The sequence below is a fragment of the uncultured Marinobacter sp. genome, from assembly GCF_963974375.1.
In the GTDB taxonomy this organism is placed as follows: Bacteria; Pseudomonadota; Gammaproteobacteria; order Pseudomonadales; family Oleiphilaceae; genus Marinobacter.
In genome coordinates this window covers 1-9,330 of the sequence record NZ_CAXBDN010000172.1, presented here as the reverse complement: position 1 = coordinate 9,330, position 9,330 = coordinate 1, and the positions used below count along the sequence as shown (strand labels likewise).

The following is a 9,330-nucleotide window of genomic DNA, read 5'->3' as shown; positions in this document are numbered from 1 at the left end:
CAGGCAGCGCTTGGTGCCGGCTTTTCCGATCTTGCTCATTTTTCAAACCCGTTCCATGGCATGCTCGGAATCATGCCGTCCAGTCCGCTGCGTCATCACGGGGTAACCCGGTATTACGTGGATCACCAACTGGCCACCGATGGTTTTACCGCCATGATCCCGATCAAAAGCGAAACAGCCGGGGTATGCTAACCTTCAGAAAAAGGCGTTCATTCTGAATGCACGGGACATCGGCCTGAAGGAGCAACCTATGCTGAAACATCTGGTACTGAGCGTGGACTACACTGCTGACTGGGAACTTGCCGTCAGCCAGTTGCCGGTCCTGATCAAACGTTTGGGCACCGAAAAACTGACGTTGATGTACATTATTGAAACCCACAAACGTCAGCACATGGAAGATAACGAGGGCTCGGTTGCCGGCAAGCTCAAGGCCATGGCCGAAGAACTGTCCACACGCCTGGGTATTGTCGCGGACTATAAGGTGGGCAGAGGGTTTGTCGCTTCGAAAATTCTGGAACTGGCCAAGCTGGCCCACGCCGATGGTGTGATTGCCTGTAATCGCAGCCACTCCCAGGGCCGGGAACTGTTCCTGGGCAACAATGCCATGAACCTTGCACGCATGACCCTGCTTCCGCTTCTGATCCTGCCGGTTGACGGTTCCCCGGCCACCGACTATGCCCCGGTCCTTCTGGCCACCGATGGCTCAGACACCTCCTCCAGGGCCACGGCCTGTTTCGAGGAACTGGTGGGAAATGGCAGCGAGGGACTGGTGGTCTGGGTCCGGCCTGAGGAAGACTCGGAACAGGTGGACGGTGTTGATCACCAGGTTCATGAACTGGCCAACCGTTACAGTAACGTGCACGCAGAAATCCTTGGCGGGCATCCGGCAGAAGGTATTCTCGAAACCATTCATAATACAAAACCCGTACTTACCGTGCTTGGCAAACGGGGCAACACGCCAATTCCGGACATCCTGCTGGGTAGCGTCTCCCAGCGTGTTGCCCGCAACAGCAACAGCCCGGTACTGCTGATACCCTGAGCCGTAACCAGCGGTCGCCGGCGCTCAACCAAAACGCAAAGTGCCGGCGACTGACCCCATTCAGGTAGCACTCAGAACCAGACCTGCGAAAGCGCCGTCTCCTCCGAATAGTGGTGGGCCACCTGGGCCTGAAACAATTCTGCGGTCGCCAAGGCATCGGTCAGGGCGTGATGAGGCGAGTAGAACGGAAGTCCGTAGCGAAGGCGGCTGTCTGCAAGGCGAATGGATACCGGAGGCTTACCCTTGAGACGCTCCCACAGTCCTTTCGGTTGCCGGTGCAGACGGGCTTCAAGTGCCATGGTATCGATGACCGGGAATTCGATACTTTCACCGATCCGGACCTTCAGGGCGTCCGCCAGAAATGGCCGTTCAATGCCCCGATAATGAACCACTGCAATTTTCCCGGACAGCGCCCGCAGCACCTCTTCCAGCACTGCGTCCAGATCAGGAGCCTGGTGAATCTCGGAATGGGTGATACCGTGCACCACCACCGAACTGTCTGCCAGTGGCTTGCGGGGCTTGAGCAACCAGTAGCGCCCGTCTGCCACGGCAATTCTGTTGAGGGTGAACGGGATCATGCCAATACTGACAATCCCATGCTTGTGGGGATCAAGACCGGTGGTTTCGAAATCCAGCGCTACCAGCGGTACGTCCTTCAGTGGCGTATCACCAGTGATGGTGCCTGCCTGATAAAAGCGGGCGAGCCTGTGATCTTTCGCCGACACGGCCAGCTCCGCGAACCTGCCCGGCCAGTCCGGAGGGTCAGTATCGCCAGCGGTATCTTCAGGTCCGAGGTAGAACATGCCGGCTGACTACCCTCGCCCCGACTGGTATCTGAATTTCAGATAGTTCTGGCCGTTGCTGAGCACCTGGAAGGCGTCCTTGAGGCTGCGGCGTTCGAAATGGGTAAGATCGTCCGGCCGTACGTTATTGTCCGGCGTCTCTCCGTTTTCAAGCCTGGCGGCCTGATGTCGGATCCGTACCATACTGATGAACTCCAGGGCATCACGAATCTCCGGGCCGGTATCCCGGGCCACGACCCCAGCAGTGATCGCGTCATTCAGCCGGTCAAAGGAGTTCTGGGCGGTGGAGCCTGCCGCCAGGGCGTGCACACGGATCAGGTCAGACAGCGGTGCAGTGCCCCTGCGTTTGAGATTGATGGAGTTCTTGTGTTCACCGTCCCGCTCCAGCACAAAGTTTTTGAAGAAACCCAGTGGCGGTGTCCGGTTCAGGGCGTTGCGGGCCATGCAGCCCAGAAAACGCTCGCTGCGGGCACTTTTGGCGGCAACAAATGCATTCAGTTCCTCGGCCCAGGCCACCTGACCGGCGACGCCATCCAGATCGAAGAAAATACTGCTGTTCAACAGTCCTTCCGGCGTTGGCAATTCAATCCACTCACTGAAATAGGAACGCCATACCTTCATGGGCTGTCGCCAGCGGTCGTTGGTCGCCATGATGCCGCCGGTGCAGTAGGTATAGCCCAGCGTTGCCAGGCCATCACTGACGAAAGCGGCCAGTTTGCGGAAGTAATCATCGTGCAGAGCAGGGTCAAAACTGTCGTCCAGAATCAGGGCGTTGTCCTGATCAGTAACAATCAGTTGCTCATCCCGGGCCATGGACCCCAGCGCCAGAAAGCAATATGGCACCGGCGGTGGTCCCAGGGATTCCTCCGCCAGTTCCAGCAACCGCTGCTTGAAGCTGCGACCAATAACGGCCATGGCACTGCCAATCATATGGGAATTGGCATCCTCGTTGACCATACGAATAAAGCAGGAATGCACATCCGGAGTCAGCTGCTGCAGCTCTTCCAGAGTCTGGCAACGGAAAATCCGGCCCACCACAAACAGGCTGTTCTGGGATTCGTATTGAACAATATCGGACAGCGCGATCACACCTTCCGGCTGACCACGACTGAGTACCGGCAAGTGATGAATGTTGTGGCGCAGCATCAACAGCATCGCCTCAAACACAAACTGGTTGGCATCCACCGTAATCAAACGGTCTGACATAACCTCGGTCAATGGCGCATCGTAGGACAAGCCTGCCGCAATCACCCGGGTTCGAAGATCCCGGTCGGTCAGTATGCCGGACAGCCCGGGAGCCGCCTCGCTACGAACAACCAGCAACGAGGACACGCTTTGCTCCGTCATGGTGACGGCCGCTTCACCGACGGTTGCCGACGCCGGCAGACTGACTGGTGGTCTGGAAATCAGTTTGCGGACGCGGGAGGTCATCAGGCGGTTGGCGTCCTGGTGCAGCGAAACCGCCTGATGCAAACGGGTCCGGTCCTCGACCTCCACGTAGTCGGCAAAGGCATCGTAACCCTGAAACAGAGCAGTAAATTCAGGCTCGGGCAGGAAGTAAACCAGGGTATCTTCGACGGCGGTGGCCGGAAAACGCACCCGGCCATTCATCAGCAGGCCCAACTGACCAAACATATCGCCTTCGCTGAGGCGGTTGTAGAGATCACCGGTTCGACGGTAAATCTCGACAACACCACTGCGGATCAGGTGGAGATCCCGGATCGGCTCACCAAAAGACAGAATAACGCTGCCAGCCTTGAAGTACCTGACTTCAATCTTGCTGGCAATGCCCGCTATGGCCTCTTCCGGCAGCCGGCTCCAGGGTTCGAACCGGCGCAGGAACTCGAGTATTTCCGTATGTTCAGCTTCCATAACGCCGGTCTGCTCCTCCTTACCTGTACCCGGATCGTTTCAGGGCAATCCCGGACCACTTGCCAAACCGATATTCAGACTGACTTCGGCTCTGTTCGCAGCCCCATAATGACTGACACGCAGGATACCAGCAGCACCAGCGTGAACGGAAACCCGGTCGAGACGGCCATGGCCTGCAGGGCCACCAGCCCGCCTCCGAGTATCAGCGCAATGGCTACCAGACCTTCGAAGGTGCACCAGAACACACGCTGGGGTGTGGGGGCATTGACCTTGCCGCCGGCAGCGATGGTGTCAATGACCAGTGAACCTGAATCCGACGAGGTCACAAAAAACACGATGACCAGAATTATGGCAATAAATGAACTGACCTGGGCTAACGGCATGACATCCAGCACGGCAAACAACTGCAGCGGCAGACCTGCATTCACTGCTGCTTCGTAACCATCGTTCACCAGCTGACTGATGGCAGTACCACCAAACACGGTCATCCACAGTACACAGGCCGCTGACGGAATCAGCAGAACAGAAATCATGAACTCGCGGACGGTACGGCCACGGGATACCCGGGCGATGAACATGCCCACAAACGGTGACCAGGAAATCCACCAGGCCCAATAGAAGGCGGTCCAGCCCTGGACGAAGTTGGCATCGTCACGACCAACGGGATTGGCCAGGGCCGGCAGATGCTCAATGTAGGCCCACAGATTGGCGAAAAAGCCCGTGGCGATGGCCAGGGTCGGGCCTACAATAATAACAAACAGCAACAGTATGGCGGCCAGGATCATATTGATCTGGGACAGGCGCTTGACGCCTGCGTCCAGACCCGCCACCACCGACACCAGCGCAATGGCGGTAATACCGATCACCAGCAGCACCTGCGTGGTGGTACCCTCGGAAAACCCGAACAGATAGTTGAGACCGGCGGCTGCCTGTGATGCACCCAGCCCGAGCGAAGTCGCCAACCCGAACAGGGTGGCAAATACCGCCAGAATATCAATAACGTGACCCGGCCAGCCCCAGACCCGCTCACCCAGAATCGGGTAGAACACCGAACGCATGGTCAGTGGCAGACCCTTGTTAAAGGCGAACAGTCCCAGACCCAGCGCCAGCACGGCGTAAATGGCCCAGGGATGCAGGGCCCAATGGTAAATGGTGGCCGCCATGCCCAGTCGCTCAGCGGCGGCCGCATCACCGGCTGCACCGGCCAGCGGCGCCCAGTCGGTACGTACCCCATTCTCTACGGCCGTGCCTCCCAGGGCCGCGTTGAAATGGGACAGGGGTTCAGACACCCCGTAGAACATCAGACCAATGCCCATACCGGCGGCAAACAACATGGAGAACCAGCCCATATAAGTGAAGTCCGGTGTGGCCTCGGTACCACCCAGGCGCACCTTGCCCAATGGGGAAACTATCAGGAACAGACAAAGCACGACGAACACATTGGCCGCACTGATAAAAAACCAGTCAAGATTGGAGGTCAGCCAGTCACGAAGGCCTTCAAACAATGGTGCGGTCTGGCTCTGGAATATCAGGGTTACAAGCACAAAAGCCACGATCGACAAACCGGATATCATGAAGACCCGATTGTGGATATCGAGTCCGAAAGGACCGATTTTAAAGGCGATGTTGTCCTGACCGATCTGGTAATCCGTATCAATCGGATTTACCTCCCCGTCAGGTTTCATCATGTCGTTCTGGTCGCTCATTGGCGTTTCGCTCCCTTCCAGTGCAGATTTCCGGGTGGATATGTCAGCGCAGGTTCTGAGCACGCTCCAAGGTGCGTGACGTACATTAACGCTTTGTTAGTTTCTACAGGGTAGCATTTAAAAGGTTGAGTATGAAAACCGGTCAGAAGCGAAAATATCTGAAGCGAGGCCTGATGACTTGCATCAGACCTGAAGCGATGGTTCAGGGATCAAGTGCAGAATCCAGTCAGGCATGCGGCCATTGTGAATGCCAGCCTTCGATCTTTATGGCTGCTTGACCTCCGAGGATGACAGGATCGATAGCAGTTTCTGGGTATGCTCGACGGTCTCACTGCCCAGACTGGTCAGGTAGCCCCCGTCCTTCTGGGAAATCAGGCCTTTCTGATACAGCCGGTCTGCGGCAGCCACCAGTTCTGGCGGGGCAGAATGCTGATGAACCTTGATGCCTTCCTGGGCAGACGTCGATGGAAACATGGCCAGCAGATTCAGTTCAGCCAGGTGGTCAGGGGAAAACGGCATGGTATGCCCTCTTGTTGTGGTCGGCTTGTGGTCGGCGCAGGAATGAGTGCAGGCTGGCAACGAAATACGCCGGGATGCTGCCTGATAGTCGTTCTACCTGTTTTATAGCACAGGGATCCTGTAATGACCTCCACTCAAACCAGCGTCATGACGCATTAAACGCTTCGTCAGTCCTGGCGGCCATTATGAAATCATTGCGGTGCAGGCCCCCAATCTTGTGGGTCCACCAGCGTACGGTGACTTTGCCGTATTCCAGAAGAATGGCCGGATGGTGCTCTTCTTCCTCTGCCAGCTCAGCCAGCTGATTGGTAAACACCAGGGCCTCGGCAAAATTTCGAAAACGGAATACTCTGCGTAGCTGGGGAACATCACCGTCCCCGACAATATCCCAGTCCGGAATCTGGATCAGCAGCGCATCCTGCTCTTCAGCCGTCACCGCAGGTGCATCAATCCGGCAGGCTTCACAATGCTCTCGGGTCAGTTTGCTCATAGCGCTCTCCCTGTTCTGACATGATGTTCCGCATACAGACCTGAAGACCCTCAGGGCCATAGCTACATTCTGGTTGAAATTTTTCCGTTTCCCAAATACTGTATATATACACAGTATCTGGGACGACAGCGGAGCAACCATGAACGAACTTCTCGATTCACTGATGCAGGACGCCCGCCTCTGGCAGGGTTACCAACCGTCCCGCACCAGCCCCCCCGCAGCACCCAGTGGCTTTGCAGAGCTGGATCGCCTGCTGGGGAATACCGGCTGGCCCCGGGGGGCGCTCAGTGAATGCCTTATGGATGCGCCCGGTATCGGCGAGTTACAGCTGGTGCTGCCATTGTTGCAACAGCTGTCCAGGGCACAACAAACCGTATTCTGGCTCAATCCACCCCATATTCCTTACGCTCCGGCCCTGGCCCGGGAGGGCGTTGATCTCGATCAGCTGGTGGTCATTCATACCGACAACCGTCAGGACCTGCTCTGGACCATGGAAAACTGCCTGCGTTCACCGGTGACCGGACTGGTGATGGCCTGGCCAGAGACACTTCTGAGCCGCGACATTCGCCGGCTCCAGCTGGCAGCGGAAGCTGGCAACAACCTGTGCCTGCTGTTTCGCCACCGCAAACTGGCGGAACAGAGTTCACCGGCCGCCCTGCGACTTGAACTGACTCCTGGCCAGCATCAGGGCCTTGACCTGAAAATTCTGAAACGGCGAGGCGGCTGGCCCGGACAGTCCTGCACTCTGGCCGTGAACAACCGAGGCGAATCTGTTCAGCCGGACCCATCACCGGTCCGGGTTATCGAGAGACACTAGCCCATGCTGTGGCTGTACCTGCATTTTCCCCAGCTGCTGCTGGATCATATAAACCGGTCTCGTCAGGAAGTAACGCCTCTGGCCATCATTACCGGTGCCCAGCCCCAGGTCATACAGGCCTGCCTGGCGGCCAGGCAACAGGGCGTTCAACCCGGGATGCCGCTGAAAACCGCGTTTAATCTGGCACCGGATCTTGCCATGGTGCGCATGGACGAAGATCAGCAAACCAGAATACTGGAGCAGCAGGCCCACTGGCTGTACCGCTATCTGGACCGGATTACCCTGTATCCACCCGATGGCCTGTTGGCGGAGGTCAGCAGCGTACAGAAGCTTTACCGGGGCTTGGAAAACACTCTGTCACTGCTGACCGAAGCACTGCAACAACACCAGCTCAGCGCACACCCGGCCATGGGCCTGACGCCTTTTGCCGCCAGGCTGACGGCCCGGACCGGCCACGGGATCTGCAGTGCCGATACCGGCGAGCTTGAACGGGCCGTCGCTGCCCTGCCCCTGAGCGCTGCTGAATTTGATCCGCGCACCCTGCAACGACTGACCCGGCTGGGCCTTACCCGGCTGCGCGAGGTGTTTGATCTGCCAGCTACAGAGCTGGCGCGCCGGCTGACACCGGAAGTACTGGCGCATGTCCAGCGTATTCAGGGTCGGCGCCCGGATCCTCAGGTCACCTGGCAGCCACCCCATCACTTCCGGCAACGAGCCGATTTTGCCCAGGATATCGAGCAGGCCCAGAGCCTGCTGTTTGCCCTGAAACGCATCCTGGGAGAGCTGGAAAACGACCTGCGCTGGCGTCAGCAGGATACCGACAGCCTGCTGCTGGTTCTACATCACCGGCATCATGAAGCGACCAGGCTGCGACTTCGCACTACCGGGCCGGAGCATCGGGCGGATGCCTTTATGAACCTGCTGCGCATTCGCTTTGAACAACAGCCTCTGGTGGCGCCGGTTTATCAACTGGAGCTGGTGGTAAAACGCTTCCTGTCCCGTCAGCCAGATCAGCACCAGGATCTGCTGGAACAAGGTGGCAGCCCCCAGGAGGCCTGGAATACATTGATCAGCCGATTGCAGGCGCGCCTTGGCGAGCAGGCCCTTAGCCAGCTGTCACCCCGGGCGGATCATCGTCCGGAACGGGCCTGGTCGGCCGACAGACTTCAGGCACAACACAACAATGCGCTGCCTGCCGCCAGCGACCGGCAACTGACGCCGCCCCGACCGCTCTGGTTACTGAGCAAACCACAACCGCTTACGGTCACTCCCGGGGTCTGGCTGGCCGGTCCCGAACGCATCTGTGGCGGCTGGTGGGATGGCCAGAAAGTACAGCGGGATTACTACACCGCCCAGTTGCCCTCCGGACAACTGGCCTGGGTCTTCCGGGATGTACGGGAAGGCTGGTTCATTCACGGCTGGTTCGGCTAGTCCCATGAAAGTCATAGCCCCATGAAAGCGGATCGCAAAAGTAACATCACCCCTGACGGAACGCCGGCCCCGGCTCCAGCCAGCTATGCCGAGCTGCACTGTTTCAGCAACTTTACCTTTCTGACCGGCGCTTCCCATCCCCATGAACTGATTGAACGAGCCTGGTCACTGGGCTACCAGGCGCTGGCCATCACCGACAGCTGCTCCCAGGGCCTGGGCGGCCATGAAAGCACTGAACAAAACCCCGGTCACTGAAGGCAGCCGGCCACACCCTCCGCTTCAGCTCATTACCGGCAGTCATTTCGAGATAGATCACACCGCTCACACTGGCACGGAGACCGGGGCCTCCTCGCTGTCGGTTTCAATGGTATTACTGGCCCGGAACCGCACCGGCTACGGCCAGCTTTGCCGCCTGATCACCACAGGCCGGCGTAACGCCCCCAAGGGGCAGTACTGTCTGACCCGGACCGATCTGGAGCACCAGGACCTGAGCCAGTGTTTATGCCTCTGGCAACCACCAACCACCGCTGCAGCAGACCTTGAGCAGGCACTGATCGTCGGCCGCTGGCTGCAGCAGCAATTTCCCGATCGCCTGTGGCTGGCCGCGACCCAGACGCTTGAGGCCAGTGATGCCCACCACCTGAACAGAATCC

9 protein-coding genes and 2 pseudogenes are annotated in these 9,330 nt (G+C 58.3%); 6 read left to right on the top strand and 5 right to left on the bottom strand.

The genetic code is table 11. The features are described 5' to 3' along the window. Both AAC035_RS14210 and AAC035_RS14205 read left to right on the top strand, forming a co-directional pair. A pseudogene (locus tag AAC035_RS14210) lies at positions 1 to 192 on the top strand (hypothetical protein); the annotation flags it as partial. Positions 193 to 250: 58 nt separating this feature from the next. After that, positions 251 to 1,039 carry a universal stress protein gene (locus AAC035_RS14205; RefSeq protein WP_339805251.1) on the top strand — a complete coding sequence of 263 codons (789 nt, stop codon included), beginning with the start codon at positions 251 to 253 and terminating at the stop codon, positions 1,037 to 1,039. 71 nt (positions 1,040 to 1,110) lie between these two features. Here AAC035_RS14205 and AAC035_RS14200 read toward each other — a convergent pair whose 3' ends face one another. The 5 genes from AAC035_RS14200 to AAC035_RS14180 form a co-directional block, all read right to left on the bottom strand. Then, positions 1,111 to 1,842, bottom strand: a complete 732-nt coding sequence (locus AAC035_RS14200; RefSeq protein ID WP_339805249.1) for a 3'-5' exonuclease — start codon at positions 1,840 to 1,842, stop codon at positions 1,111 to 1,113. Positions 1,843 to 1,851: 9 nt separating this feature from the next. Then, positions 1,852 to 3,714 carry a putative nucleotidyltransferase substrate binding domain-containing protein gene (locus AAC035_RS14195; protein WP_339805247.1) on the bottom strand — a complete coding sequence of 621 codons (1,863 nt, stop codon included), beginning with the start codon at positions 3,712 to 3,714 and terminating at the stop codon, positions 1,852 to 1,854. A 74-nt stretch (positions 3,715 to 3,788) separates the two neighbouring features. Beyond that, positions 3,789 to 5,420, bottom strand: coding sequence for a BCCT family transporter (locus tag AAC035_RS14190; protein ID WP_339805245.1), 1,632 nt, complete (start codon positions 5,418 to 5,420; stop codon positions 3,789 to 3,791). Positions 5,421 to 5,684: 264 nt separating this feature from the next. Beyond that, complete coding sequence (locus tag AAC035_RS14185; RefSeq protein WP_339805244.1) at positions 5,685 to 5,939, bottom strand: TIGR02647 family protein; 255 nt, start codon at positions 5,937 to 5,939, stop codon at positions 5,685 to 5,687. 145 nt (positions 5,940 to 6,084) lie between these two features. Continuing rightward, positions 6,085 to 6,429, bottom strand: coding sequence for a 4a-hydroxytetrahydrobiopterin dehydratase (locus tag AAC035_RS14180; protein ID WP_339805242.1), 345 nt, complete (start codon positions 6,427 to 6,429; stop codon positions 6,085 to 6,087). Positions 6,430 to 6,568: 139 nt separating this feature from the next. Here AAC035_RS14180 and imuA point away from each other — a divergent pair, with 139 nt between their 5' ends. The 4 genes and pseudogenes from imuA to AAC035_RS14160 form a co-directional block, all read left to right on the top strand. Beyond that, entirely contained in the window at positions 6,569 to 7,246 is a 678-nt protein-coding gene (gene imuA, locus AAC035_RS14175; protein WP_339805239.1) for a translesion DNA synthesis-associated protein ImuA, read from the top strand. Positions 7,247 to 7,249: 3 nt separating this feature from the next. Then, a complete protein-coding gene (locus tag AAC035_RS14170) occupies positions 7,250 to 8,677 on the top strand; it encodes a DNA polymerase Y family protein (protein WP_339805237.1) in 1,428 nt (475 codons plus the stop codon). 21 nt (positions 8,678 to 8,698) lie between these two features. Beyond that, positions 8,699 to 8,932 carry a hypothetical protein gene (locus tag AAC035_RS14165; RefSeq protein ID WP_339805236.1) on the top strand — a complete coding sequence of 78 codons (234 nt, stop codon included), beginning with the start codon at positions 8,699 to 8,701 and terminating at the stop codon, positions 8,930 to 8,932. Beyond that, positions 8,901 to 9,330, top strand: a pseudogene (locus tag AAC035_RS14160) (hypothetical protein); the annotation flags it as partial. The gene AAC035_RS14165 and the pseudogene AAC035_RS14160, both read left to right, overlap by 32 nt.